The organism is Microbacterium sp. JZ31 (assembly GCF_016805985.1).
Taxonomy (GTDB): Bacteria; Actinomycetota; Actinomycetes; order Actinomycetales; family Microbacteriaceae; genus Microbacterium.
Genome location: NZ_CP017661.1, coordinates 2,200,313 through 2,224,973, shown reverse-complemented (window position 1 = coordinate 2,224,973; position 24,661 = coordinate 2,200,313). Strand labels below are relative to the sequence as shown.

General features: G+C 71.4%; 23 protein-coding genes. 13 read left to right on the top strand and 10 right to left on the bottom strand.

What is annotated here, in order from left to right; genetic code table 11:
* Window positions 1-14: 14 nt before the first annotated feature.
* Together BJP60_RS10695 and BJP60_RS10690 are read right to left on the bottom strand one after the other, a co-directional pair.
* Entirely contained in the window at window positions 15-602 is a 588-nt protein-coding gene (locus tag BJP60_RS10695) for a DedA family protein (RefSeq protein WP_203135738.1), read from the bottom strand.
* A 45-nt stretch (window positions 603-647) separates the two neighbouring features.
* Window positions 648-1,817, bottom strand: coding sequence for a MalY/PatB family protein (locus BJP60_RS10690; protein ID WP_238439392.1), 1,170 nt, complete (start codon window positions 1,815-1,817; stop codon window positions 648-650).
* Between the two features lie 188 nt (window positions 1,818-2,005).
* Here BJP60_RS10690 and BJP60_RS10685 point away from each other — a divergent pair, with 188 nt between their 5' ends.
* Entirely contained in the window at window positions 2,006-3,967 is a 1,962-nt protein-coding gene (locus BJP60_RS10685; protein WP_203135736.1) for a GDSL-type esterase/lipase family protein, read from the top strand.
* A 7-nt stretch (window positions 3,968-3,974) separates the two neighbouring features.
* Here the strand turns inward: BJP60_RS10685 and BJP60_RS10680 are convergent, their stop codons facing one another.
* Complete coding sequence (locus tag BJP60_RS10680; RefSeq protein ID WP_203135735.1) at window positions 3,975-4,157, bottom strand: hypothetical protein; 183 nt, start codon at window positions 4,155-4,157, stop codon at window positions 3,975-3,977.
* Between the two features lie 382 nt (window positions 4,158-4,539).
* On the opposite strand from BJP60_RS10680, the gene BJP60_RS10675 reads away from it, so the two are divergent.
* From BJP60_RS10675 to BJP60_RS10660, 4 genes are all read left to right on the top strand, one after another.
* Window positions 4,540-6,801 carry a polyribonucleotide nucleotidyltransferase gene (locus tag BJP60_RS10675; protein WP_203135734.1) on the top strand — a complete coding sequence of 754 codons (2,262 nt, stop codon included), beginning with the start codon at window positions 4,540-4,542 and terminating at the stop codon, window positions 6,799-6,801.
* Window positions 6,802-6,997: 196 nt separating this feature from the next.
* A complete protein-coding gene (locus BJP60_RS10670; RefSeq protein WP_203135733.1) occupies window positions 6,998-8,017 on the top strand; it encodes an aldo/keto reductase in 1,020 nt (339 codons plus the stop codon).
* Window positions 8,018-8,162: 145 nt separating this feature from the next.
* Window positions 8,163-8,765 (top strand): histidine phosphatase family protein, encoded by a 603-nt coding sequence (locus BJP60_RS10665; protein ID WP_203135732.1) that lies wholly within the window; start codon window positions 8,163-8,165, stop codon window positions 8,763-8,765.
* Window positions 8,766-8,936: 171 nt separating this feature from the next.
* Window positions 8,937-9,656, top strand: a complete 720-nt coding sequence (locus tag BJP60_RS10660; protein WP_203135731.1) for a hypothetical protein — start codon at window positions 8,937-8,939, stop codon at window positions 9,654-9,656.
* Window positions 9,657-9,662: 6 nt separating this feature from the next.
* On the opposite strand, the gene BJP60_RS10655 is transcribed toward BJP60_RS10660, so the two are convergent.
* Together BJP60_RS10655 and BJP60_RS10650 are read right to left on the bottom strand one after the other, a co-directional pair.
* Entirely contained in the window at window positions 9,663-9,914 is a 252-nt protein-coding gene (locus BJP60_RS10655) for a hypothetical protein (RefSeq protein ID WP_203135730.1), read from the bottom strand.
* 112 nt (window positions 9,915-10,026) lie between these two features.
* Complete coding sequence (locus BJP60_RS10650) at window positions 10,027-10,509, bottom strand: GNAT family N-acetyltransferase (protein ID WP_203139266.1); 483 nt, start codon at window positions 10,507-10,509, stop codon at window positions 10,027-10,029.
* An 85-nt stretch (window positions 10,510-10,594) separates the two neighbouring features.
* Between BJP60_RS10650 and dapB the strand changes: the two genes are divergently transcribed.
* Both dapB and BJP60_RS10640 read left to right on the top strand, forming a co-directional pair.
* Window positions 10,595-11,401: a 4-hydroxy-tetrahydrodipicolinate reductase gene (gene dapB, locus BJP60_RS10645; RefSeq protein ID WP_203135729.1), complete on the top strand. Its 807-nt coding sequence runs from the start codon at window positions 10,595-10,597 to the stop codon at window positions 11,399-11,401.
* On the top strand, window positions 11,398-11,841 hold the full coding sequence (locus tag BJP60_RS10640) for a hypothetical protein (RefSeq protein ID WP_203135728.1): 444 nt from the start codon (window positions 11,398-11,400) through the stop codon (window positions 11,839-11,841). The genes dapB and BJP60_RS10640 overlap by 4 nt, the downstream gene beginning before the upstream one ends.
* A 34-nt stretch (window positions 11,842-11,875) precedes the next feature.
* On the opposite strand, the gene BJP60_RS10635 is transcribed toward BJP60_RS10640, so the two are convergent.
* The 5 genes from BJP60_RS10635 to BJP60_RS10615 form a co-directional block, all read right to left on the bottom strand.
* A complete protein-coding gene (locus BJP60_RS10635; RefSeq protein WP_203135727.1) occupies window positions 11,876-12,754 on the bottom strand; it encodes a TIGR01777 family oxidoreductase in 879 nt (292 codons plus the stop codon).
* Window positions 12,754-13,176, bottom strand: coding sequence for an OsmC family peroxiredoxin (locus tag BJP60_RS10630; RefSeq protein ID WP_203135726.1), 423 nt, complete (start codon window positions 13,174-13,176; stop codon window positions 12,754-12,756). Before BJP60_RS10630 ends, BJP60_RS10635 begins: the two co-directional genes overlap by 1 nt.
* A 183-nt stretch (window positions 13,177-13,359) precedes the next feature.
* Complete coding sequence (locus tag BJP60_RS10625; RefSeq protein ID WP_203135725.1) at window positions 13,360-13,932, bottom strand: DUF4395 domain-containing protein; 573 nt, start codon at window positions 13,930-13,932, stop codon at window positions 13,360-13,362.
* Window positions 13,925-14,365: a TlpA family protein disulfide reductase gene (locus BJP60_RS10620; RefSeq protein WP_203135724.1), complete on the bottom strand. Its 441-nt coding sequence runs from the start codon at window positions 14,363-14,365 to the stop codon at window positions 13,925-13,927. The genes BJP60_RS10625 and BJP60_RS10620 overlap by 8 nt, the downstream gene beginning before the upstream one ends.
* Before the next feature lie 106 nt (window positions 14,366-14,471).
* Entirely contained in the window at window positions 14,472-16,745 is a 2,274-nt protein-coding gene (locus BJP60_RS10615; protein WP_238439391.1) for an esterase-like activity of phytase family protein, read from the bottom strand.
* Between the two features lie 140 nt (window positions 16,746-16,885).
* Between BJP60_RS10615 and BJP60_RS10610 the strand changes: the two genes are divergently transcribed.
* The 6 genes from BJP60_RS10610 to BJP60_RS10585 all read left to right on the top strand — a co-directional run bounded on the left by BJP60_RS10610 (window position 16,886) and on the right by BJP60_RS10585 (window position 24,659).
* Window positions 16,886-17,716, top strand: coding sequence for a thymidylate synthase (locus tag BJP60_RS10610; protein ID WP_203135723.1), 831 nt, complete (start codon window positions 16,886-16,888; stop codon window positions 17,714-17,716).
* The gene (locus BJP60_RS10605; protein ID WP_203135722.1) at window positions 17,716-18,234 is read left to right on the top strand and encodes a dihydrofolate reductase; all 519 of its coding nucleotides are present in this window, start codon (window positions 17,716-17,718) and stop codon (window positions 18,232-18,234) included. Before BJP60_RS10610 ends, BJP60_RS10605 begins: the two co-directional genes overlap by 1 nt.
* Window positions 18,235-18,260: 26 nt before the next feature.
* Window positions 18,261-19,238, top strand: coding sequence for a 4-hydroxy-tetrahydrodipicolinate synthase (gene dapA / locus BJP60_RS10600; RefSeq protein WP_203135721.1), 978 nt, complete (start codon window positions 18,261-18,263; stop codon window positions 19,236-19,238).
* 139 nt (window positions 19,239-19,377) lie between these two features.
* A complete protein-coding gene (locus tag BJP60_RS10595; RefSeq protein WP_203135720.1) occupies window positions 19,378-21,054 on the top strand; it encodes a ribonuclease J in 1,677 nt (558 codons plus the stop codon).
* A gap of 65 nt (window positions 21,055-21,119) precedes the next feature.
* Entirely contained in the window at window positions 21,120-21,827 is a 708-nt protein-coding gene (locus tag BJP60_RS10590; RefSeq protein ID WP_203135719.1) for a hypothetical protein, read from the top strand.
* Window positions 21,828-21,911: 84 nt separating this feature from the next.
* Window positions 21,912-24,659 carry an FtsK/SpoIIIE family DNA translocase gene (locus BJP60_RS10585; protein ID WP_203135718.1) on the top strand — a complete coding sequence of 916 codons (2,748 nt, stop codon included), beginning with the start codon at window positions 21,912-21,914 and terminating at the stop codon, window positions 24,657-24,659.
* The last annotated feature ends 2 nt before the right edge of the window (window positions 24,660-24,661 follow it).

Below are 24,661 nucleotides of genomic sequence, written 5' to 3'. Positions count from 1 at the left end.
AGGTCAGCACCCGGTCAGTCGACCGGGCGCACGCGGGCCAGCACGAAGTCCACGGTCCAGCCCACGGCCAGCGCGATCACGATCGACACGATCACCGCGACGACCGTGCCGCCGGGGATGATCGAGGCGATCGCCGCGCCGACCAGCGCCTGGAACGCGGCCCACGCGAGCGCCGCGCCGCCGGCGATCGGCAGATAGCGCAGCGCGGGCACGCTCGCCGCGCCGGCGGACAGGTTCACCGCGAGGCGGCCGAACGGGATGAAGCGCGCGGTGAACACCGCCGTCGCCGCGTGGGTGTGCAGCCGGCGCGACGCCCAGTCGAGCGCGCGCTGCATGCTCGGCCGCTGGAGCGGGCGCCACGAGCGCGGATGCAGCAGCCGCCCGATCAGGTAGCACGAAACGTCGCCCGCGAAGGCCGCCAGCCCGCCGATCAGGATGACCGACCACAGCGGCGGAAGACCCTGCGCGACCGCGACCGTCCCCAGAGCCGTGACCGCGACCTCGCCGGGCACGACGACCAGGAACGCGTCGGCGAACACGACCCCGGCGAGGACGACGAGCGCCCACGGGTTCGCCGCGAGGTCGGCGATCAGCTCATCCACGGCACGTGTGTACCCGCCGTCGGTGAACGGCCGGGTAACGGCGTCTCAGCGCGTGCGCAGCGCCTCGCCCATCGCCTCGACCGCGCGCTGCATGATCGGCCCAGGCGTCGCGAAGTTGAACCGCACGGCGCTCGCCCCGATCTCGCCGCACATGGCGCCGTCCGTGAGCGACACGCCGGCGCGCTCGCCGAAGAACGCGGCCGGCGCCTGCGCCAGATCCAGCGCCGTGCAGTCGAGCCACGCCAGGTAGGTGCCATCCGGGGCCGTGTACCGCACGCCCGGGAGATGCTCGGCGATCAGCTCGGCCAGTCGGCGGCGGTTGTCGTCGAGGTAGCCGACGACGTCGTCGAGCCACGCGCCGCCGGAGGTGTAGGCGGCGGTGTTCGCGATCACCCCGAGGTTGGCGGCGCCGTGCCCCCACATCGCGCCCTCCGTCAGCCACCGCGCGCGATCGGCGGCGTTGGACACGACGACCTGCGCCGCCTTCAGGCCCGGCAGGTTCCACGCCTTCGACGCCGACGTCGCGGTCAGCGTGTGGCCGGCGGTGACCTCGTTCACCGACGCGTAGGGGACGTGCCGGCGGCCGGGGTACACGAGCGGCGCATGGATCTCGTCCGAGAACACCCGGGCGCCGTGCCGCTCCACGACCTCGCCGATCGCCGCCATCTCCGCGGCGTCGAGCACCTTGCCGATCGGGTTGTGGGGGTTGCAGAGCACAAGCAGGCCGCCGCCCTCCGCGAGCACGCGATCCAGCGCGTCCAGGTCGTAGACCCAGCGCTCGCCGTCGCGCGCGAGCGGCAGCTGGATGATGCGGCGACCGTGCAGCAGCGGCACGGTCAGGAACGGCATGTACGCGGGCGTGGGCACCACGATCGCGGAGCCGGGCGCGCTGAAGTGCTCGATCGCGACCTCGAGCGCGCTGATCACGTCCGGGAACGCGTGGACATCTCCCGGGTTCACGCTCCACGCGTACCGCTGCGCGGACCAGTCCGCGAAGGCCTCCGCCATGGCGGTGCCGTCGGCGGTCGGCAGATAGCCGAACGCGCCGCGGTCCACGGCCGCATGCAGGGCGTCGGTGATCGGCGGCGCGATCCCGAAGTCCATCTCCGCGACCCAGGCCGCCAGCCGGTCCGGGAACGCGGTCCACTTCAGGCTCCCGACCTCGCGCAGCGATTCGACCGTGATGTCGTCGAAGGGATGGCGGCTCTGGAACACGCGAGGCTCGCTTTCGTCGGCGGGTGGTCCCTCCATCCTGCCCGGCTCCCGCCGCACGAGGGCGATCCGGGGATCCCATGACGCTCCGGGGGAGGGGCGGTGAAGATTCGGGGCAGGCCGGATGAACGCTCGGCGAAGCGGCGCGCCCGGCGCCGCCTCGCGACATCCGCGACCGCCACGCTGGAGTCATGAGGGTCGCACTGGTGGCAGAGTCCTTCCTCCCGCACATGAACGGGGTCACCCACTCCGTCCTGCAGATGATCCGGCACCTCGAGCGACGCGGCCACGAGACGCTCGTCGTCGCACCCGACGGCGGCGGCGCCGAGCGCGCCCCGCACGGCCGCACCGAGCTGCTTCCGTCCCTGCCCATGCCGTCCTACCCGGAGGTCCGCGTCGCCTATCCGACGACCGCGCGTCTCGCGCGCGTGCTGCGCGACTTCCACCCCGACGTCGTGCACCTCGCATCGCCGTTCGCGCTGGGATGGAAGGGCCAGGTCGCGGCCGACGCGCTGCGCCTGCCGAGCGTCGCGGTCTACCAGACGGACGTCATCGCCTACACCGAGCGCTACGGCGTCCCCGGCGCCGTCCCCCTCGCGTCCGCGCACGTCGCGCGACTCCACAAGCGCGCGACGCTCACGCTCGCGCCGTCCTCGGCCTCGGAGTCGCAGCTCGCCGCGCTGGGCGTCGATCGCCTGCGCCGGTGGGGGCGCGGCGTCGACGCCGAGCGGTTCCGCCCCGAGCGTCGCAGCGAGAGCTGGCGCGCGAAGATCGGCCGCGGCGACCTGCTCGTCGGCTACGTCGGCCGCCTGGCGGCCGAGAAGCAGGTCGAGGATCTGCGGGTGCTGTGCGGGATCCCGGGCGTGCGTCTGGTGATCATCGGCGACGGCCCCGAGCGCGAGCGGCTCGAGCGGCTGCTGCCGGACGCCGTGTTCACGGGATTCCTCGGCGGCGACCAGCTGGCCAAGGCGCTCGCGAGCCTCGACGTGTTCGTGCACCCGGGTGAGAGCGAGACCTTCTGCCAGACCGTGCAGGAGGCGCTCGCGAGCGGCGTGCCGGTGGTCGCGACGGGGCGCGGCGGCCCGGTCGACCTCGTCCGATCGAGCGTGGACGGCTGGCTGTATGCCCCCGGCGACCTGGACGACCTGCGCGAGCGCGTGCTCGACCTCACGGGCGACGACGCCAAGCGCCGCTCGTTCGCGTCCGCGGCCCGCGAGAGCGTGGTCGCGCGCACGTGGGAGTCGCTGGGCGACCAGCTGATCGACTACTACCGCGAGGCGCAGCGTCTGCGGCCCCTCGACGACGCGTCCCGCGGGCGCGAGCTGACGCGTCCGGAGGTCGTCACGCCGCCCGAGCGCCGGCCGTGGAAGCGCTTCATCGCGCTCGGCGACTCGCTCACCGAGGGCCTGTGCGACACGTCGCGCATGGCGGACGGGCAGTACCGGGGCTGGGCCGACCGGCTCTCGACCATGCTCGCGCAGGGGCGCGGCCGGTTCGAGTACGCGAACCTCGCGGTGCGCAGCCGTCGCGTCCGCGACCTCGTGAACGAGCAGGCGCCCCAGGCGCTCGCCATGAAGCCCGACCTCGTGTCGGTCTTCATGGGGGCCAACGACCTCGTCGGGCACAGCGCCGATCCGGTGCGACTGGCGACGGACGTCGAGAGGGTGGTGCGCGACCTCCGCGCCTCCGGCGCCGACGTGCTGCTCGTCACGCCGTTCCTGCCCGATCGCCCCGCGGCCCGCATCTTCGCGCGTCGCTTCGCGCTGTATGCGACCGAGCTGCGCCGGATCGCGGCGGTCACCGACTCGTACCTCCTCGACGCGGCCGCGCTTCCCGCGCTCAGCGACTGCGCGATGTACGCGGACGACATGGTGCACCTCAGCTCACGCGGGCACCGCTACCTCGCGTACCGCGCGGCCGAGGCGCTCGGCATCCCCGACGCCGAGGCGCTCGGCCGCCTAGATGATGCGCTGCACGGCTTCGACCCGATCGACGACCCGACGCCGCAGGGCGACTGGCTCCGCACGCACGCGTTGCCGTGGGTGTGGCGCCGGATGCGTGGGCGCACGGCGGGGGACGGCCTGCTCGCGAAGCACGCCGACTACGTCGTGATCCCCGGGCGCAACGCGCCCAAGCGCACGAAGCTGGGCTGACGCCGCCCTACTCGTCCAGCCCGCCGAGACCGCGCGCCTCATCGCGCTCCTGGTCGACGAGGGGGTCCTGATCGTCCTGGATGCGCTCGTCCGGGTCGAGCGTGGGAGGCGGCAGCTCGAGCTCCGTCTCGTCGTCGAGGTCGACCTCGCGCTCCGCGTCCGGGGTGGTCTGCTCAGGGAAATCCGACATGCCGCCAGGGTAGGCACGCGCGCCGAGTCGCCGACAGACCCTGACCGGATCGGCCTCCCGCTGATAGGCTTGCGGGGACGTCCGTCCGCGGATGTCGCGAACTGAATACGCAAGAGGAGCAGGCTGGCAGGAAGCTGGTCCCCTGAAGTGGTCTCCCAGGCGCACGATCCGATGGATCCGGTCTGGTGGATTTCTCCTGGTGGCCAGCGCAGGCGAGCGTGATCGATGCCCCGCACGATCGGACGTGTGCGCGCCCATATCTGCCTGTTCCCTGCTCCTGACGTGAGTCCCGCATCGCGGGCACAGACAAGAGCCCACCCGTGCAGACGCGTGCCGAGAAGGAACACCGCGTGTCTGCGCGGCCAACAGAAGGAGAGACCTCTTGGAAGGTCCTGAAATCACCGCCGCCGAGGCCGTTCTCGACAACGGCCGCTTCGGCACCCGCACCGTCCGCTTCGAGACCGGCCGCCTCGCGCAGCAGGCGCAGGGCGCGGTCGCCGCGTACCTCGACGAGGAGACGATGCTCCTCTCGGCGACCAGCGCCAGCAAGCACCCCCGCGAGGGCTTCGACTTCTTCCCCCTGACGGTGGACGTCGAGGAGCGCTCGTACGCCGCGGGCAAGATCCCCGGCTCGTTCTTCCGTCGTGAGGGCCGCCCCTCGACCGAGGCGATCCTCGTCTGCCGCCTGATCGACCGTCCGCTGCGCCCGTCGTTCGTCGACGGCCTCCGCAACGAGATCCAGATCGTCGTGACGGTGCTCTCGATCGCTCCGGGCGAGTTCTACGACGCTCTCGCGATCAACGCCGCGTCGGCGTCGACCCAGATCTCGGGTCTGCCGTTCTCGGGCCCGATCGCGGGTGTGCGCCTCGCGCTCATCCCCGGTCACGGCGAGCACGCCGACCAGTGGGTCGCGTTCCCGAACGCCGAGCAGGTCGAGTCGGCCGTGTTCGACCTGATGGTCGCCGGTCGCGTCCTCGACAACGGCGACGTCGCGATCATGATGGTCGAGGCCGAGGCCACCGAGAACAGCTGGAACCTCATCAAGGCCGGCGCGACCAAGCCGAACGAGGAGATCGTCGCCGGCGGTCTCGAGGCGGCCAAGCCGTTCATCAAGCAGCTCGTCGCGGCGCAGGCCGAGATGGCCGCCGCCTCGACGAAGGCGCCGCTGGAGTTCCCGGTCTTCCCCGCCTACAGCGAGGAGACCTTCGCCTTCGTGAGCGAGAAGGCCTCCGACGACCTGGCGAAGGTGTACCAGATCGCCGACAAGCAGGAGCGCCAGAACGCCGACGACGAGGTCAAGGCCCGCGTCAAGGCCGAGCTGGTCGAGAAGGTCGAGGCGGGCGAGCTGCCCGCCGCCGCGCCGCTCGAGTTCGCCGCCGCCTACAAGTCGATCACGAAGAAGATCGTGCGCGGACGCATCCTCAGCGAGGGCGTGCGCATGGACGGCCGCGGCCTCGCCGACATCCGTCCGCTCGACGCCGAGGTGCAGGTCATCCCGCGCGTCCACGGCTCGGCGATCTTCCAGCGCGGCGAGACGCAGATCATGGGCGTCACCACGCTGAACATGCTCAAGATGGAGCAGCAGATCGACTCGCTGTCGCCCACGACGAGCAAGCGGTACATGCACCACTACAACTTCCCGCCCTACTCGACCGGTGAGACCGGCCGCGTGGGCAGCCCGAAGCGTCGCGAGATCGGCCACGGCTTCCTGGCCGAGCGCGCGCTCGTGCCGGTCCTGCCGTCGCGCGAGGAGTTCCCGTACGCGATCCGGCAGGTCTCCGAGGCGCTGGGCTCCAACGGCTCGACGTCGATGGGCTCCGTGTGCGCCTCGACCCTGTCGCTGCTGAACGCGGGTGTGCCGCTGCGCGCGCCCGTCGCCGGCATCGCGATGGGCCTCGTCACCGACGAGGTCGACGGCCAGACGCGCTACGCCGCGCTGACCGACATCCTCGGCGCCGAGGACGCCCTCGGCGACATGGACTTCAAGGTCGCGGGCACGAGCGAGTTCATCACGGCGATCCAGCTCGACACCAAGCTCGACGGCATCCCCTCCGAGGTGCTCGCCGGCGCGCTGACGCAGGCGAAGGACGCGCGCACGCGCATCCTCGAGGTCCTGAACGCCGCGATCGACGCTCCCGACGAGATGGCGCCCACCGCGCCGCGCGTCATCAGCGTGCAGATCCCGGTCGACAAGATCGGCGAGCTGATCGGCCCCAAGGGCAAGACGATCAACGCGATCCAGGACGAGACCGGCGCGCAGATCTCGATCGAGGAGGACGGCACCGTCTACATCGGCGCGACCGACGGCCCCTCGGCCGAGGCGGCCCGCGCGCAGGTGAACGCGATCGCCAACCCCACCAACCCGGAGGTCGGCGAGCAGTTCCTCGGCACGGTCGTGAAGATCATCCCCTCGGGTGCGTTCATCTCGCTGCTGCCGGGCAAGGACGGTCGCATGCACGTGACGCAGATCCGCAAGCTCAACGGCGGCAAGCGCGTCGAGAGCATCGAGGACGTCGTCTCGGTGGGTCAGAAGATCCTGGTCCGCATCGCCGAGATCGACGACCGCGGCAAGATGGCGCTCGAGCCGGTCATCGACGAGACCCCGGCGGGCGACGCGCCCGCGGAGGAGGCCGTCGAGGCCTGAGCCTCGGAAGGTCCGACGGCCCGCTCGCCCTTCGGGGCGGGCGGGCCGTTCCGCTTCCCGTCACCTCGCGTGACGAGAACGTTACGGCGCGGTGCACGGCGGTGTCCGTGGCCTGCAATACGCTCGAAGCACACGTCGGCAGCGGGCGTGACGCGAGTCCCCTTCCCCGGGACGGTCGCGTGAAGGGGCGGGGAACATGGATGAAGCGCAGGCAGGCGGGCTGACTCAAGCCGCCGCCACGCCGCGCGAGCATCCGTCCGCTCCGATCCCCGTGCTGGGTCCCGGAGTGGGGACGTTCGTGCGCGAGCGCCTGGGCGACACGGGCATCGACATCTTCCCCGTGATGCTGGGCGGCGCGGAGTTCGGCTGGACGGTCGATCAGGATCGCGCCGACGCGCTGCTCGACCACTTCGTCCGGATCGGCGGCAACGCCGTGCACACGGCCGACAGCTTCGCAGCCGGGCGCAGCGAGCACATCATCGGACGCTGGATCCGCCGGCGTCGCATGCGCGACGACATCACGCTCGCGGTGCGCGTGGGCGGTCATCCCGACAACCCGGGCCTGGGCTCGGTGAACCTCGTCCGCGCGGTCGAGGCCTCACTGCTGCGGCTCGACACCGACCGCATCGACGTGCTGTACCTCGACGCGACCGCCGAGCGCATCGGATCCGTCGAGGACGCCCTCGCGACCGCGGAATGGCTCATCGAGACGGGCAAGGTGCGCCACATCGGCGCCTACGGCTTCACGGCCGAGCAGCTGGTCGAGGCGCGCATCCTGGCCTCCGCCGGCTACCCGCGCATCGAGGCGCTCGACGTGCCGTACAACCTGATGCGGCGGAAGGAGTTCGAGGGCGACCTGCGGCTCGTGGCGGGCGCGCAGGCCCTCGCCGTGACACCCTCGCAGGCGCTCGAGCACGGCTTCCTGTCGGGGCGTCACCGGTCGCGGCAGGGTGTGGCGGCCTCCGCGCGCGGGCGCCAGCTCGCCGGCAGCCTCAACCGCCGCGGCGTGCGGGTGCTGAAGGCGCTCGACGTCATCGCGGCCGAGCTCGCCGTGCCGCACGCCTCGATCGCGATCGCGTGGCTGCTCGCGCAGCGGTCGGTGACGGCGGCGATCGTCAACACCTATTCGCCCGCGCAGCTCGACGAGCTCGTGCAGGGCGTGGGGGTGCGCCTCACGCGGGCCCACCTGTCCGACCTGACCAAGGCGACGGAATAGGCCACCGGCTGTGACGGCTCGCCACACGCCTGCCGGCGGTGCCGCCGCGGTCACGTAGTGTGGGGGAGGACCGCGGGTGCTCCGGCGCCGCATGCTCGGTCCGAGGTCGATCCGAACATGATGCGGTGAAGGACGGGGTGAGACTGTGGCGCACTACATCTATCTCGTCCGGCACGGCGAGCAGCTGGATGCAGAGCACGGCATGGAGGACGGCCCGCTCTCCCCGCGGGGCCGACGCCAGGCCGAGCTGATCGCCGACCGGCTCTCGGGCATCCCGCTGGAGCGGGTGTGCCACTCGCCGCTCGTGCGGGCCACCGACACGGCGCGGATCATCGCCGAGCGCCTCCCGTCCGTCACGCCCGAGCCCCACGCCCTCCTGTTCGACTGCGTGCCGACCGGCATGACCGACGAGACACCCGCGGCGTTCGAGCCGTTCTTCGGCGGCGTCACGGAGGCCGAGATCGAGGCGGGCAAGGCGCAGATGGCCGACGCCGTGGGCGAGTTCCTGGCTCGCAGGACGGGCGACGTGCACGAGCTGCTCATCACCCACAACTTCGTCATCTCGTGGTTCGTGCGCGAGGTGCTCGGCGCTCCCGAGTGGCGCTGGATGACCCTCAACCAGGCGAACTGCGGCCTCACGGTGCTGAGCCAGCGTCAGGGCCGCCCCTGGACCCTCCTGACCCACAACGACCTCGCCCACCTCCCGGTCGAGCTGCGCACCGGACTGCCCGACCAGCTCTCCTTCTGACTCGGGGCGGGTCCGTTGACCGGTCGCCGCGTTCTCAGGAGATGTCGGGGGGCTTCTCAGGGGCGGATGCGCGTCTCGGGTCCTGAGAACGCGACATCTCCTGAGAAGCGGGCGGCGCTGCCGCGTCCGTGTGCAGGACGAGTATCGGCTCGCCGGACATAGTGTGAGCGCATGCCTTCCGCGAAAACCGGCACGGCGTGGCCGCAGCTGGATCAGAAGCTCGGAGGCGCGCTCTTGATCTTCAGCGGCGGATTCACGTCGCTCGTGTTCGGCGCCGCGACGCTCTGGCTGCTGCGCGAGCAACTGCACATCGGCTGCGACGCGTACGCCGACGGGCCTGAGGCTGCCTACAGCTGGATCTGCTCCGACGGCATTGGCTACCTCGCGCCAGGACTGACACTGGTGACGATGACGGCGTTGGTCGTAGTCGTCGGACTCGTCGTCACCGCGTTGGTTCGGTCCGACCGCTCAGCGCGAGTGTGGTTCACAGTTCTCGCTGCGCTTCCCATCGTCTGGACCCTGGCATGGACCTGGTACGGCTCCGAGCGCCTCGTCTACCCACCGCCCGGCGTGCACCCCATCGAGTACTGGATCGGCTCCCTCGGTCCTGCTGCGCTCGTCTGCCTGCTCGCGCTCGTCGTCGCCGTGATGGCATTGTTCGTCAGCGGCCGCATGGCGTTTGGACTCACCGTGGCCGCGGTGGTGAGCATCGGGATCGCCACGGTCCTTCAGCCCGGCATCGGCATCGCGAGCGGGGCGACCGCCGCTCTTCTCTGCGCCGCGCTGTTGCGGACGAAGAAGGTGACCGTCGCGGGGAGACTCGCGCGGACCACTGTGGTGAAGCTCGATACGAGTGAAGTCCGGGCGCGGAGAGCGCGGCGAACGCCTTGACGACGGTCAGGACGGTGCGGGCGTCTCCGGATCCCGGGCTTCGGCGAACGAGGTCGGATCGCGGAGGACGGCCGCGAGTTGCAGCACCCCGACCAGCAGAGTCGCCGCACCTGCGACGAGGATGAGCCAGAGCCAGGGATTCCATCCGCTGATGCCGGTCTCGTCCGCGATCATCCCGTGCGTGACCATCGCGCCGCCGCCCGCGATCGTGACGACGACGCCGAGGACGACGGTGGCTCCCGCCAGGAGGTGTGACATCTTCCGCTCCACTCTCATCGCCGGTTCTCAGGAGATGCCCGCTTCTCAGGACCGGATCCGCGTTCGCGCTCCTGAGAACGCGACATCTCCTGAGAAGCGGGCAGGCCCTTGCTCAGACCAGGGCCTTGCCGTACCAGCGCGTCGCGTTGGGGTTGTCGTTGTAGGGCTCGATGGGGGCGAAGCCCGTGCGGGCGTAGAGCGCGGCGGCGGCCTCGAGCGTGTGGTGCGTGTCGAGCACGAGTTCCCGTGCTCCCCACGCCCGTGCCTGGCGCTCGAGCTCGGCCATGAGCAGGCGTCCGGCGCCCAGGCCGCGGGCGGCGGGGCGCGTGTACACGTGCTTGATCTCGTAACGCGCTCCCAGCGGGCCGTCCGCGATCCGGCGGATGGCGCCGCATCCGATCAGCCCGCGCGTGGCGTCCCCCTCGGGATCCGTGTGCTCGATGAGCAGCAGGACGCCGTCGGGTGCGCGGAACGCGTCGGGCCCCGGCAGCACGGGCCGGTACTCGCCCGGGAACCCGGATGCGCGTTCGGCGAAGTACTCGACGATCAGCTCGTGGGCGTCGGGATCGGCGGGCGAGGCGGCGCGGAACGTCATCACGCCTTCGAGCGTAGAGCCGGATGAGCGCCCCGGTTGTCAACCCTCCGCGGGCGATGGCACCGCCGGAAACTAGGATGGACGCATGACGACACGGATCGCCCTGGTCGGCGGCACCGGCAAGCTGGGCGGCATCATCCACGAGGTCATCGAGGGCCTCGACGGGTTCGAGGTCTCGGCGGTGCTCACGTCCCGCAGCGACCTGTCCGAGCTGGACGGCGCCGACCTCGTGGTCGACGCGTCCGTCCCCGCGGTCAGCGTGGATGTCGTCCGGGCCGCGATCGAGCGCGGCATCAACGTCGTCGTCGGCACCAGCGGATGGTCGGCGGAGCGGATCGCCCTGGTGCGTCCGCTCGTCGAGGCCTCGGGCACCGGTGCCGTGTTCGTCCCGAACTTCTCGCTCGGCTCCGTGATCGGCAGCGCGATCGCCGCCGCGGCGGCACCGCACTTCCCCTCGGCGGAGATCGTCGAGGCCCACCGTGACACGAAGGTGGATTCGCCGAGCGGCACCGCCGTCCGCACGGCCGAGCTGATCGCCACGGCGCGCCGCACGCCCGTCCAGGCGCCGCATGTGGATCAGCGCGCCCGCGGGCAGCAGGTCGCGAGCGTGCCTGTGCACTCGCTGCGCCGCCCCGGCGTGATCGCTCGCCAGGAGACGATCCTGTCGGGCCCCGGCGAGTCGCTCTCGATCGTGCACGACACGACGGATCCGGCCGCGGCGTACGCGCCGGGCATCCGCGTCGCGCTGCAGCATGCGGGCGACGTGCGCGGTGTCGTGATCGGACTCGAGAACTTCATCGACATCGGCATCGGCGCCCCCCGGCTCGCCGAGCGGCGCCCCGTGAAGGACGAGTCCGTGCCCGGCCAGGTCGCGCAGGCGACGAGCGCGTGAGCGCACGCATCGGCGTGGCCGTCATGGCCGTGCTTCTCGCGCTGTACATCGTGCTCGTCGGATGGCGGGCGGTGCAGCTCGTCCAGACGGGAGATCCCGTCGGCATCGCGATGGGCGTCGCGCTGTTCGTTCTGCCGGTGATCGCCGCGTGGGCGCTCGGACGCGAGCTGTGGTTCGGCGTCCGGGCCGAGCAGCTGGCGCGACGTCTCGAGACCGAGGGCGGGCTGCCCGACGACGTGGTGGCCACGACGCCGAGCGGCCGGGTGACGCGCGCGGAGGGCGACGCGGTCTTCCCGCGCTACCGCGCCGAGGTCGAGAACGATCCCGAGAACTGGAAGGCCTGGTTCCGCCTCAGCCTCGCGTACGACGCGGCGGGCGACCGCCGACGGGCACGTCAGGCCGCGCGCGAGGCGATCCGCCACGAGCGCGCGACCCGTTGAGCGAGACACGCTGAGCGCGGCGCGCTGACCGGCGTCAGGCCGGGACGGCCGCCTCGATGGCGTCCTCGGCCGTCCGGTGGCGGAACGTGAAGCCGGATGCCGACAGCGCCGCGGGTACGACGTGCGCGTCCGTGAGCAGCACCGCGTCGGCGAAGTCGTCGCCCAAGGCGGTGCGCATCGCCCAGGTCGGCGCGCGCAGCACATAGGGCCGGTTCAGGCGACGCGCGAGGGCGAAGCCGATGTCGTTCGCGGTCGCCCGCGTCGGCCCCGCGAGGTTCACCGGACCGGTGAGCCCCTGATCCAGCACGTGCAGGATCGCCGCTATCTCGTCGTCGAGCGAGATCCAGGGCCAGGACTGGGTGCCGGATCCGAGCGGGCCCGAGACGCCGGCGCGCGTGAGCGCGATGAGCGGCTTGAGCACGGCCTCGGGGTGCAGGACCGGGGCGGTGCGCAGCAGAGCGGTGCGCTCGCCCGCGATCCGGGCGGCGTGCTCCCATTCGACGCAGAGCGAGGCGAGGAACGTGCTGCCGGGTCGGGCATCCTCTTCCAGCTCTCGGCCCGATCCGTAGAATCCAGTGGCGCTCGCGGAGACGAAGTGCGGCCGCTCGCCGCGCGGCAGCGCCTCGACCGCCCGGGCGAGTGCGCGGGTGGGGGTGATGCGCGACCACAGCAGCTCGCTGCGGTAGGAGCGTGTCCACGGCAGGCGTGCGATGCTGGCGCCGTTCAGGCCGACGACGGCGTCCGCTCCAGCCACGACTTCGGGGTCGAGAGGCGACCCGTCGAGCCAGCGCACCTCATCCGGGGCCGCCGACTCTCGCCGCACAAGCCGCGTGACGCGGTCGCCGCGCTCGTGCAGAGACGCGACGAGGGCGCGCCCGATCAGGCCGGACGCGCCCCCGATGACGACGTGCATCAGGCCAGCGTTGCTTCCAGCGTGATGTCGATTCCCGCGAGCGCCTGCGAGACCGGGCAGCCGGCCTTCGCGCCCTCGGCGATCTCCTGGAACTTCTCCGCGTCCAGACCCGGCACGACGGCGTTCACGTTGAGGTGGCTGCCGGTGATGCCGGTGCCCGGCTTGAACGTCACCGAGGCGGTCGTGTCGAGCTTCTCGGGCGGCGTGCCGTTCTCGCTCAGCGCGTGCGACAGCGCCATGCTGAAGCACGACGCGTGCGCGGCGCCGATGAGCTCCTCCGGCGTGGTCGTGGACTCGGAGCCTTCCGAGCGCGCCTTCCAGTTGATGGGGAAGGAGCCGATGCCCGACGCGAATGAGACGGTTCCGGATCCCTCGGCGAGGCTTCCTGTCCAGGCGGTGGTGGCTTCGCTGGTGACGGTCATGGCATCCTCCGAATCGGCGATGAGCGGTGTCCGGCCAGCCTATCGACCGGTGCGCCGCCCGTCACCGGCCGCGCCCATCCCGAGGGGCATCGTCGCCGCGAGACCGCATGCGCGGGCGTGCCTGCTCGGGCCGTGGATGCCCGCTCGAGCCGCCCCATGCCCGGGCGCGCCCGGACACCCGCGTCACGCAGCGCGCGTGCGGCCGACGACGCCGGCGCGCTGCAGCAGCAGGTAGATCTGGCAGCCGAGGCAGAAGCCGAACGCGGCGTTCAGGAAGGCCGCGATCAGGGCGGCCGCCGCGGCGATCGGCAGCGCCCAGGGCACGCCGATCGCGTGCAGGATGAGGCCCGTCGCGGTGACGAACAGACCAACGCCCTGCGCGAAACGCGGCGGTCGCGGATCCTCCAGCTCGCTCGGGGGAGCGAGGCGCGGGCGCACGAGACGGCGGAACACGACGCCCCACGGAGCCGTGCGGGGCGACACGACGCTCCACGCGAACAGCGCCGCGACGATCGCGACGGCGAGGAAGCCCGGGTCGGCGATGCGCTGCCAGAGCGGCGCGGTGCCCGGCACGTACACGCTGTCTGCCAGCGGCTGGTAGGCGAACCAGCCGAAGCTTTCGCTCTCCTGGCCGAGACGCGGCGAGATGCCGACGAGCGACAGATACGTCGCGACGAGCAGCAGCGCGGTGGTGATGACGGCCGCGAAGCGCGGTCCGCGGGGGTCGATGCGGGCGGGCGCGGGCGCGTCAGACATGGGTCTCCTCCAGGAGTCGGTCGAGCTCGCGTGTCACATCGTGGGCGCGCGGGGAGCCGCCGATGCGGGCGCGCACGGCGCCGTCGGGGTCGACGATCAGCGTCGTCGGGGTCTGCAGCACACCGAAGCGGCGGGTGAGGTCGGGTCGGTCGGTGAGGTCGACATCGACGTGCGCGACGCCGTGCCTCGCATGTGCGATGCCGCCGAGCACGCGTCTGGTCGCCGGGCAGCGCGTGCAGTACGCGGTGCCGAACTGCACGAGCGTGGCGCGCGCCCCGAAGGTCGCCGGGTCGACGTCGAGGGACGCGGGCGTCGCGCGGGCGCCGGGGGAGGCCGCGCGCACGCGACCTTCCCGCCGGCGCAGGACGAGGCCCAGCACCGCAGCGGCGCCCACGACGGCGCCGAGCACCCCGAGCGCGGTCAGCGGTTCCACGCCGCCACGATAACGGGCGTCCCGCGCGGCGTAAGCGGCGCGGACACCCGGCGTAACACGCGGATCGGCCCGCCCTCGCGAGGAGAGCGGGCCGATCCTGTCACTGCTACTCGGCGACGGTCGCGGCGCCGATGTCCGGGTTGTCGGTGAAGAACCCGTCGATGCCCGTGTCGAGGAACGCGCGGATCTCGCCCGCCAGGTCGCCGGGGGCGTACGGGTCGGCGCCCGAGCGGAAGTCGGCCGCGAGGAACTGGTTCTCGACGCGGAAGGTCCAGGCGTGCACCGTCAGACCTGCGCGGTGCGCGTCGCGGACGACGCTGCTCGGCTCGGCGAGCGTGCCGTCCGCATTGCGCGGGATGATCACGTTCTTCTCCGCGCCGATGCCGTCGGCGTAGCGCGCGATCTCGGCGACGCCGCGTCGGGTCACGAGGTCGGCGTACGTGCGGGGGTCACCGGCGGCGACGAGGTCGTACGGCGCTCCCGAGTTGCTGATCAGCTGCGCGAGCGGCACGTTCGTCATCCGGTTCAGGTCGCGGAGGTTGCGCGTCTCGAAGCTCTGCAGGATGACCGGTGCACGGCGGTCGTCGAGGCCGTTGCGGCGCAGCTCGACCACGAGCGGCTCCTCGAGCGAGAGGCCGATCGAGTCGAAGTACGTCGGGTGCTTGGTCTCCGGGTAGACGCCGACGGGGCGGCCGTCGCAGGTCTTCGAGTGCCGGGCGAGGTCCATGACCTCGTCCAGCGTCGGGATCGGATAAAGGCCGTCGAACGCCGCGCTCTGCGGGCGCACCTGCGGCAGGCGCTCCTCGGCGCGCAGCGTCCGCAGCTCGGCGAGCGTGAAGTCCTCCGTGAACCACCCGGTGACCTGGACGCCGTCGATCGTCTTGGTCGTGCGACGGTCGGCGAACTCGGGGTGCGCGGCCACGTCCGTCGTGCCGCCGATCTCGTTCTCGTGGCGGGCGACGAGCACGCCGTCCTTCGTCGCGACGACGTCGGGCTCGATGTACTCGGCGCACTGCGTGATGGCGGTCTCGTAGGCGGCGAGCGTGTGCTCGGGGCGGTAGCCGCTCGCGCCGCGGTGGGCGACGACGGTCACGGCGTCGGGGGTCACCCGCGTGCGCTGCAGGTCGACGATCGCGAACTCGGTGTCGTCCGGCGTGCCGGTGTTGCGCGCATCGTTGCCGGGGTAGTTGTTGTCGTTGCCGATCAGCAGCCGGCCGTCGCGCAGCTGCAGCACCGTCTCGAACGACTGCACCGGAAGCGCGTACGTCTCGCCCAGGCCGTAGCCCTCGCCCTCGTCGATGCCGTGCGGGTTGTCGACGCGCAGCGCGTCCAGCACGAGCGTCTTGTGCAGGAAGCCCTCGCGGTCCGGGCGCTGGCGCAGGTCGACCTGGTACACGCGCTTGATGACCGACTGGTCGCCCTCGAAGTCGTCGCGCTCGATCAGCAGCAGCTTGCCGTCGCGCGTCGTGAACGCGTCGCCGATCACGTTCGGGGTGATGTCGGTCTGGTACGACCACGTGCGGCCCGTGTAGCGGCCCTTGCGGGTGTCGAACTCGTTGATCACGCGGCGGCGCTGGTCGGTGTCCGCCAGGTACGCGCCCTCGAGCACGGGGTAGAGATAGCGGCCGTCTCGCGACCCCGCCATGGCCTCGAAGCCGCGGCTCGCGGCGACCGTGGGCTGGGCGCCGCCGAGGTACGGATTCTGCGGCGACTGGGCGCCGGCGAGCGGGTACGGCTTCTCGAGCAGCGTGCCGTTCTTGTCGAAGTGCAGCAGGAACGGACCGAACTCCTCGCCGACCCAGAACGTGCCGTCCTTCGCCCGCACGATCGACTCGATGTCGAAGTCGGCGCCCGTCAGCAGGCGCTCCGAGGTGTCCTCGTTCACGATCGCGAAGTCGAGCACGCCGTTGCGGTCGTTGTAGGAGATGTGGCGCAGGATGTCGATCTCGCCCGCGCCGCCCCGGGAGGTCTGCCACTCCGGTTTGACGAGGTAGTTGCGCAGCAGGAAGTCGGCCGAGTTCCCCTTCGCGCCGAATCCGTTGTCGGGCTGGGCCCAGAAGGTGCCGTCGCCGTTGTCGAGCATGGCGGAGAAGCCGGGAATGACCTGGCCGTCGAACGGTCCGCTGCGGCCGTTCGCGGGCGTCACGGCCGCGCCGGAGGCCGGCCCCTCGGCGAGGTAGTCGGCCGAGAGCGTCGCCCGCGCGTCGAGCGTGGGGACGACGGTCTTCTCAGATCGCGGGGAGGAGCCGTGGCCGGTGACCGCGGTCGTCGCGGACGCCGCGGCGGGCAGGAGCGCGGCGATGAGCGACGCCGCGGCGGAGAGGGCGATGAGCGCGGCGGGCGACGTGTGCCGGCGGCGCTGCGGGGGAGTGATCGTCACCCGCGCGACGCTTCTCTCCCCGCGTCACCGGAGGACGACCGTCCGGTGAACGAGGGCAGAACTGCCCAGGCAGGGATGTCCGCGACGCGCGCGGCGACGTCCTCGCGCCCGGCGGCCCGGTTCGCGCGCGCCTGATCCGGATGTCCGAAGCCGGGTCTACCCTGGATCGCGTGATCCCGACACCGTACGAAGACCTGCTGCGCGACGTGCTCGCGCACGGCACGCACAAGGACGACCGCACGGGCACCGGCACGACCAGCGTGTTCGGGCGGCAGCTGCGCTACGACCTCTCGCAGGGCTTCCCGCTGATCACGACCAAGCGCGTGCACTTCAAGTCCGTCGCGCTCGAGCTGCTGTGGTTCCTGCGCGGCGACTCGAATGTGCGCTGGCTGCAGGAGCGCGGAGTGACGATCTGGGACGAGTGGGCTGACGCCGACGGCGAGCTCGGGCCCGTGTACGGCGTGCAGTGGCGCTCGTGGCCCACCCCGAGCGGCGAGCAGATCGACCAGATCCAGCAGGCCGTCGACCTGCTGAAGAGCAACCCCGATTCGCGCCGCATCGTGGTCTCGGCGTGGAACCCCGCCGAGATCCCCGACATGGCGCTGCCGCCGTGCCACGCGTTCTTCCAGTTCTACGTCGCCGACGGCAAGCTGTCGTGCCAGCTCTATCAGCGCAGTGCGGACATGTTCTTGGGTGTGCCCTTCAACATCGCGTCGTACGCGCTGCTGACCATGATGATGGCGCAGCAGACGGGCCTGGAGCCGGGCGAGTTCGTGTGGACGGGCGGCGACGTGCACATCTACGACAACCACCGCGATCAGGTCGCCGAGCAGCTCTCGCGCGATCCGTTCCCGTACCCGACGCTCGAGATCACCCGGAAGCCCGCGTCGATCTTCGACTACGAGTTCGAGGACTTCGCGGTGCACGACTACCAGCACCACCCGCCGATCCGCGCGGCCGTCGCGGTCTGATGGCGGTCCGCGCGATCTGGGCGCAGGCGGCCAACGGCGCGATCGGCGCCGACGGCGGCATGCCGTGGGACCTCCCGGAGGACATGGCGTACTTCAAGCGGGTCACGACCGGTGCGCCCGTCGTGATGGGCAGGCGCACGTGGCAGTCCTTTCCGGATCGGTTCCGCCCGCTGCCGGGCCGGCCGAACGTGGTGGTCACGCGCGACGAGTCGTTCGACGCACCGGGCGCCGAGGTCGTGCATGCGCTCGATGACGCGCTGCACCGCGCCCGTGAGCTGGGGGACGACGTGTGGGTGATCGGCGGCGCCGAGATCTACCGGCAGGCGATGCCGCTGCTCGACGAGCTCTGGGTCACCCGCATCGACGTCGACGTCGAGGGCGACGCCTTCGCGCCCGAGGTCGACGCCTCCTGGCGACTCAGTCGCGCCGACCCCGCGCCCGGACAGTGGCACACGAGCCGCACGGGCACGCGCTACCGCTTCGAGGTGCTCGAGCGCGCGGGATCCGCAGGAGCCTGAGAGCGCGGGACGATAGCCTGGGGAGCATGACGCACTCGGGCAACCCCTTCGGACAGGTGCTCGTCGCGCTCGTCACTCCGATGACGGCCGACGGCGAGGTCGACTGGCCCGCCGTCGAGAAGCACATCGACGACGTCATCACGTCGGGTGCCGACGGCATCGTCGTGACCGGCACGACGGGCGAGACCTCGACGCTCACCGACCCCGAGAAGCTGCGCCTCGTCGAGGTGGGCAAGGACGTCGCGGCGGGGCGCGCAAAGATCATCACGGGCGGCGGATCCAACGAGACCGCGCACGCGATCGAGCTCTACCGCAAGAGCGAGAAGGCCGGCGCCGACGGCATCATGATCGTCACGCCGTACTACAACAAGCCCACGCAGGCGGGCATCCTGACGCACTTCCGGCTGGTGGCGGACTCCACCGACCTGCCGGTCATCCTCTACGACATCCCGGGCCGCACGGGCGTCCCCATCAAATACGAGACGATCCTGCGGCTCGCGAAGCACCCCAACATCCTCGCGATCAAGGACGCCAAGGGCGACTTCAGCGAGGTCAGCCGCGTGCTGAACCAAACCGACCTGCTGTACTTCTCGGGCGACGACGCGAACGTGCTGCCGCACCTCGCGATCGGCGCATCGGGGCTGATCGGCGTGACCGCGAACATCGCGGCGGCGCCGTACCGCATGATCGTCGACGCGGTGAACCGCGGCGATCTCGCCGCGGCGACCGAGCAGCACATGAAGCTCGAGCCGCTCGTGCGCGCCGTCATGACGCACGTGCCGGGCACGGTGTCGGCGAAGTACATCCTGCACGGCCTCGGCCGCATCTCCAGCCCGCGCGTGCGCCTGCCGCTCGTCGGGCCGGAGGAGTGGGAGGCCGCGATCATCGAGGACGAGCTGGCCCTCGTGAAGGATGTCGCCGGCGTCGACCTCTCGAACTTCCGCCCCGACCGCAACGCGGCCGCGGGCGGCGCACTGCCGAAGATCGCCGGCACCACCCGCTGACGCGACGTCGGCCCACGATTCCCCGCGGCGGAGAACGCCGCACCCACACAAGAGAACACGACACCGAGGTCGCATGCCCGACTCGGCATGCGACCCGAAACCGGGTGCCGCCTCGCGCCGCGCCCGTGAAAGGCGGACCATGTCCACTCCGGTCTACGATCCCCCCGCGCTCGAGAACGGCGCGCTGCGCGTCACACCGCTCGGCGGCCTCGGCGAGGTCGGTCGCAACATGACCATCTACGAGTTCGACGGCAAGATCCTCGTCGTCGACTGCGGCGTGCTCTTCCCCGAGGAGCACCAGCCGGGCGTCGACCTGATCCTGCCCGACTTCGAGCCCATCAGGAACCGCCTCGACGACATCGTCGGCGTGGTCCTGACCCACGGCCACGAGGACCACATCGGCGCGGTGCCGTACCTGCTCAAGCTGCGACAGGACATCCCGCTGATCGGCTCTGCGCTCACGCTCGCGCTCGTCGAGGCGAAGCTCAAGGAGCACCGCATCAAGCCCGTCCTGACCGTGGTCAAGGAGGACGAGGAGTGGGACATCGGGCCGTTCGCGCTCGAGTTCGTCGCCGTGAACCACTCGATCCCGGACGCGCTCGCGGTCGCGATCCGCACGCCCGCGGGCCTCGTCCTGCACACGGGCGACTTCAAGATGGACCAGCTGCCGCTCGACGGCCGCATCACGGACCTGCGCGCCTTCGCCCGCCTGGGCGAGGAGGGCGTCGACCTGTTCCTGCCCGACTCCACCAACGCCGACGTGCCGGGCTTCACGCCGACCGAGCGGGCGATCGGGCCCGTGATCGACCAGGTCATCTCGAAGACGCCGGGCCGCGTGATCGTCGCGAGCTTCTCGAGCCACGTGCACCGCGTGCAGCAGGTGCTCGACGCCGCGGCGGCGAACGGTCGCCGCGTCGCGCTGCTCGGTCGCAGCATGGTGCGCAACATGACGATCGCGGCCGACCTCGGGTACCTGAACGTGCCCGAGAACGTGCTGATCGACTACAAGAAGGCGCGGGACATCCCGGACAACCAGATCGTCTACATGTCGACCGGATCGCAGGGCGAGCCCATGGCCGTGCTGAGTCGGATGGCGAACCTCGACCACGCGATCGAGCCGGGCGAGGGCGACACCGTGATCCTGGCCTCGAGCCAGATCCCCGGCAACGAGAACGCGATCTACCGCGTGATCGACGGCCTCACGAAGCTGGGCGCGAACGTCGTGCACAAGTCGAACGCGCGCGTGCACGTGTCCGGCCACGCCGCGGCGGGCGAGCTGCTCTACTGCTACAACATCCTCAAGCCCAAGAACGTGCTGCCGGTGCACGGCGAGTACCGTCACCTGATGGCGAACGCCAAGCTCGCCCAGGACACGGGCATCGCGGAGGAGCGCACGATCCTCGGGGAGAACGGCGCGGTCGTCGACCTCAAGGACGGCGTTGCGCGCATCGTGGGTCAGCTCGACCTGGGCTTCGTCTACGTCGACGGCTCCACGGTCGGCGAGATCACGGACGCCGACCTGAAGGATCGCCGCGTGCTCGGCGAGGAGGGCTTCGTGTCGGTCATCATCGTGGTCGACGCCGCGACGGGCCGGATCATCACGGGGCCCGAGATCCACGCGCGCGGCATCGCGGAGGACGACGCGGTGTTCGAGGCCGTCAAGCCGAAGATCGCCAAGGCGCTCGAGGAGGCGGCCGCCGCGGGCGTGCGCGACAATCACGCGCTGTCGCAGACCGTGCGCCGCACGATCGGCCGCTGGGTCAACCAGTCGCTGCGACGTCGGCCCATGATCGTGCCGCTCGTCATCGAGGCGTAGCAGCGCGTCCCGCGGCGCGGACCCGGCGTCGCCTCGGCGTCGCTCGACCGCATAGGCTCGCTCGCGTGAAGCGCCTATCGGCCGTTCCGCTCCTCGCCACGATGCTCGTGCTCGCCGCGTGCGGCGGAGAGCCATCACCGGGCAACTCCGCCGCGGCGAGCCCGTCGTCCACCGCCCCGTCGCCGTCGGCGAGCGCTTCGCCGACGCCGACTGCCGTGCCGACGCCGAGTGCCGTGCCGACGGGCGCGCCGGGGCTCGCGGAGCTGACCGTGTCCGCCGACGGGCTCGGTCCGCTCCTGCTGGGGAGCGCCGTCGCAGGCGAGGGGCTCGAGATGGTCGAGCTCGTCGAGGACTGCTCGCGGCCGTTCTGGCAGACCGTCGACGCCTACACCGTTCCGGACGGTGGGTATGGCGGCGCGGGCGGGCCGGCGTTCACGGTCCGGTCCGAGGCGCCGGACGCGCCGCTGCAGCGGATCGACGTGCTCGGGCAGGAGATCGCGACCGAGGAGGGGATCCGGGTCGGTGCTCCGCGGAGCGACGTCGAGGCGGCGTATCCCGACGCGGAGCGCGTCGACGACGCCGGCCTGACGACGCTGTTCGTGGTGCCGGGGGAGACCGGGCAGCTGCTGATCGAGGTGGCGGGATCGGATCTCGCGTACTGGCAGGAGGACGCCGACACCGTCGTCTATCTCAGGGTGATCGGCGCCGATCGCGAGCCCACGGGCATCGCTGCGACCGACGACGTCGTGGGCTTCTGCGCCGACCCGGAGTGATCCGGGCGGGTCCCGCGGCGCGGATCCGGGCAGTGCCCGGCGTCGCTGCCGCGCGATGTCGGCCCTCGCGCGTACCGTGGAGGCATGCCACGCACGTCCGCCGCGTCCAAGGGTCAGGCCGCGAGCAAGAGCCGGGCGGCCTCGAAGCCCGAGGCCGCACCTTCGCGCGCGCGCAAGAAGGCTGAGCCGGCCGCGAAGCCCTACTTCGAGGAGACGGACCGCCCGTCCGTCGTGGTGCGCGCCTGGAACGGGCTCGGCCACGCGGTCGGCGCGCTCTTCCGCGCGTTCGGGCCCGAGGGGCTGGAGAAGGACGACCGCCGCGACGGCTTCCCGCTGCTGCTCGTGATGCTCGCGATCGCGGGCGCCGTGACCGAGTGGTTCTTCATCGGCAACGAGATCGCGATGAACATCAGCGCGTACACGTTCGGCATGCTGATCGGGCGCACGGCGTTCGTCTTCCCGGTCGCGCTGCTCCTGCTCGCGGGATGGCTGTTCCGCCATCCCTCCTCCGTGCACGACAACGGCCGCATCGGCATCGGCTTCACCCTGCTGACCGTCACGGTCGCGGGCTTCTGCCATATCGCGGGCTCCCGCCCCCAGCCGTCCGAGGGCATGCCGGCACTGAGCCGGTCCGGGGGCCTGTTCGGCTGGCTGGTCGGGGAGCCGACGGCCATGCTGCTGAGCCCGATCGGCGCCTACGTGCTGCTGTCGCTGGTCGCAGCCCTGAGCGTGCTGATCATCACCAAGACGCCGCCGAACCGCATCGGCCGCCGCCTGGGCGAGCTGTACGCATGGATGTTCGGGGCGGAGCACGCGGAGGAGAACGCGAACGCGAACGCGAAGGCGCAGACGGCGCCCACCGAGGTGCTCACCGAGAGCGACGACGAGCACGTCCCGTGGTGGCGCCGAAACAAGTCGGGTCGCGAAGAGGACCCGGATGTCGTCGACTCGCCCCAGGATCTCACCGAGCTGCTCACCGAGCAGAGCGACGGGGGCTACGACAAGGCGATCGTCGTGGCCGAGCCCGAGGAGGACCCGCGCGACTCCGCGACGCAGGTGCTCAGCTCGATCAGCGGCGTGACCGGATCGCTCGCCGAACACGGCTCCACGGGGCTCGTCGGCGACGGCGACGACTCCGAGACGGGCGAGCTGCCGGGACTGATGGGCTTCGGCACCGACGGCCCGGGCGGACGCGGCCCGCAGCCGCCCGTCGCCCCCTACGTGCTGCCGTCGCCCGCGTCGCTGTCGTCCGGCCCGCCGGCCGTGGCGCGCAGCGAGGCGAACGACCGCGTCGTCGAGCAGCTCACCCGTGTTCTCGCGGAGTTCAAGGTCGAGGCGAAGGTCACCGGGTTCTCGCGCGGACCGACCGTCACGCAGTACGAGATCGAGCTGGCGCCCGGCGTGCGCGTCGAGCGGATCACGCAGCTGCAGAGCAACATCTCCTACGCCGTGGCGTCGAACGACGTGCGCATCCTGGCGCCGATCCCAGGCAAGAGCGCGATCGGCATCGAGATCCCCAACACCGACCGCGAGACGGTCGCGCTGGGCGACGTGCTGCGCTCGGCCGCCGCGCAGAAGTCTTCGCACCCGCTCACGGTCGGCGTCGGCAAGGACGTCGGCGGCGGCTTCGTCGTCGCGAACCTCGCCAAGATGCCGCACCTGCTGGTGGCGGGCTCGACGGGCTCCGGCAAGTCGAGCTTCATCAACTCGATGATCACGAGCATCCTGATGCGCGCGAAGCCCAGCGAGGTGCGCATGGTGCTCGTCGACCCCAAGCGCGTCGAGCTCACGAACTACGCGGGTGTGCCGCACCTGATCACGCCCATCATCACGAACCCGAAGAAGGCCGCCGAGGCCCTGCAGTGGGTCGTGAAGGAGATGGACATGCGGTACGACGACCTCGCGTCGTTCGGGTTCCGCCATGTCGACGACTTCAACGCCGCGCTCGCGAAGGGCGAGGTCGAGGTGCCCGTCGGCAGCGAGCGGGTGCTCAAGCCGTACCCCTACCTTCTCGTCGTGGTCGACGAGCTCGCCGACCTGATGATGGTCGCGCCGCGCGACGTCGAGGACTCGATCGTGCGCATCACGCAGCTGGCGCGCGCCGCCGGCATCCACCTGGTGCTCGCGACGCAGCGCCCGTCCGTGAACGTCGTCACGGGCCTGATCAAGGCGAACGTGCCCTCGCGTCTGGCGTTCGCGGTCACGAGCGTGACCGACAGCCGCGTGATCCTCGACGAAGGCGGCGCCGACAAGCTCATCGGTCAGGGTGACGCGCTGTTCTCGCCCATGGGGTCGTCCAAGCCGCTGCGTGTGCAGGGAGCCTGGGTCACCGAGGACGAGATCGACCGCGTCGTCAAGCACGTCACCGGCCAGGCCCGCCCCGAGTACCGCTCGGACGTCGCCGAGGCGATCGAGGCGAAGAAGAAGGAGATCGACGAGGACATCGGCGACGACCTCGAGGTGCTGCTCGCCGCGGCAGAGCTCGTGGTCACGAGCCAGTTCGGCTCGACCTCCATGCTGCAGCGCAAGCTCCGCGTGGGCTTCGCGAAGGCGGGTCGCCTCATGGACCTGCTGGAGTCGCGCGAGATCGTCGGGCCGTCCGAGGGATCCAAGGCCCGCGACGTGCTCGTGACGCCCGAGCAGCTGCCCGAGGTGCTGGCGCGCATCAAGGGCGAGGAGCCGCCCGCGCGTCCCGCCGCCGCTCCCGAGAGCGGCGAGGGCCACGCGGACGATCGCTACGGCGACGACCCGATCGAGGCGCAGTTCCGCGGCCATCCGGTCGAGGACGACGAGGGCGACGAAGACGCCTGGCAGCTGACCGGACGGGACTGATA

Excerpts from the sequence above, each read along its gene's own strand:
- BJP60_RS10635 (WP_203135727.1), bottom strand. The coding sequence starts at position 12,754 with ATGCACGTCGTCATCGGGGGCGCGTCCGGCCTGATCGGGCGCGCCCTC.
- BJP60_RS10595 (WP_203135720.1), top strand. The coding sequence starts at position 19,378 with ATGTCCACTCCGGTCTACGATCCCCCCGCGCTCGAGAACGGCGCGCTG.
- BJP60_RS10655 (WP_203135730.1), bottom strand. The coding sequence starts at position 9,914 with ATGTCACACCTCCTGGCGGGAGCCACCGTCGTCCTCGGCGTCGTCGTC.
- BJP60_RS10670 (WP_203135733.1), top strand. The coding sequence starts at position 6,998 with ATGGATGAAGCGCAGGCAGGCGGGCTGACTCAAGCCGCCGCCACGCCG.
- BJP60_RS10685 (WP_203135736.1), top strand. The coding sequence starts at position 2,006 with ATGAGGGTCGCACTGGTGGCAGAGTCCTTCCTCCCGCACATGAACGGG.
- BJP60_RS10585 (WP_203135718.1), top strand. The coding sequence starts at position 21,912 with ATGCCACGCACGTCCGCCGCGTCCAAGGGTCAGGCCGCGAGCAAGAGC.
- BJP60_RS10605 (WP_203135722.1), top strand. The coding sequence starts at position 17,716 with ATGGCGGTCCGCGCGATCTGGGCGCAGGCGGCCAACGGCGCGATCGGC.
- dapB (WP_203135729.1), top strand. The coding sequence starts at position 10,595 with ATGACGACACGGATCGCCCTGGTCGGCGGCACCGGCAAGCTGGGCGGC.
- BJP60_RS10680 (WP_203135735.1), bottom strand. The coding sequence starts at position 4,157 with ATGTCGGATTTCCCTGAGCAGACCACCCCGGACGCGGAGCGCGAGGTC.
- BJP60_RS10610 (WP_203135723.1), top strand. The coding sequence starts at position 16,886 with ATGTCCGAAGCCGGGTCTACCCTGGATCGCGTGATCCCGACACCGTAC.
- BJP60_RS10630 (WP_203135726.1), bottom strand. The coding sequence starts at position 13,176 with ATGACCGTCACCAGCGAAGCCACCACCGCCTGGACAGGAAGCCTCGCC.
- dapA (WP_203135721.1), top strand. The coding sequence starts at position 18,261 with ATGACGCACTCGGGCAACCCCTTCGGACAGGTGCTCGTCGCGCTCGTC.
- BJP60_RS10650 (WP_203139266.1), bottom strand. The coding sequence starts at position 10,509 with ATGACGTTCCGCGCCGCCTCGCCCGCCGATCCCGACGCCCACGAGCTG.
- BJP60_RS10660 (WP_203135731.1), top strand. The coding sequence starts at position 8,937 with ATGCCTTCCGCGAAAACCGGCACGGCGTGGCCGCAGCTGGATCAGAAG.
- BJP60_RS10625 (WP_203135725.1), bottom strand. The coding sequence starts at position 13,932 with ATGTCTGACGCGCCCGCGCCCGCCCGCATCGACCCCCGCGGACCGCGC.